General features: G+C 69.8%; 1 protein-coding gene. It reads right to left on the reverse strand.

What is annotated here, in order from left to right; translation table 11 throughout:
• Positions 1-176: 176 nt before the first annotated feature.
• The coding region (locus tag I6F37_RS43100) for a crosslink repair DNA glycosylase YcaQ family protein (RefSeq protein WP_225154846.1) at positions 177-401 on the reverse strand (225 nt) is incomplete at its 5' end.

A 401-nucleotide genomic window follows, 5' to 3' on the forward strand; every position in this document is an offset into this window, starting at 1 on the left:
GTCGCGAGACGGCCAAGCAGGTGACCAGCCGCTGCTGCTGGTCGTCGGCCAGGAGTGGGGCGAGAACGCGTGGGGCGGACCGGTCACGGGTCAGCTCGTGGCCTACGAGGCGCCGGAGCCGGGGGACGGGTGGCCGTGACGGGTGCGCTGGTTTCGTGACAGGACTTCGTCCTTCCTCAACCAGCGGGGACCCGCATGACCTCGAGGCCGAGCCAGTTGGCCAGGTCGTCGATCTCGGCATGCACGGCCTCGGTCATGGCCGGGGTGAACGGCTCGTCCTCGTGGATCGCGTCGACCCGGAGAACTCCCTCGGCCCGTTCGGCGGTGGCGTCGAGCTTCCCGACCAGCCGGTCGCCGTACAGGATCGGCAGCGCGTAGTAGCCCCAGATCCTCTGCTCCTT

The organism is Bradyrhizobium sp. NBAIM08 (assembly GCF_020193935.1).
In the GTDB taxonomy this organism is placed as follows: Bacteria; Pseudomonadota; Alphaproteobacteria; order Rhizobiales; family Xanthobacteraceae; genus Bradyrhizobium; species Bradyrhizobium yuanmingense.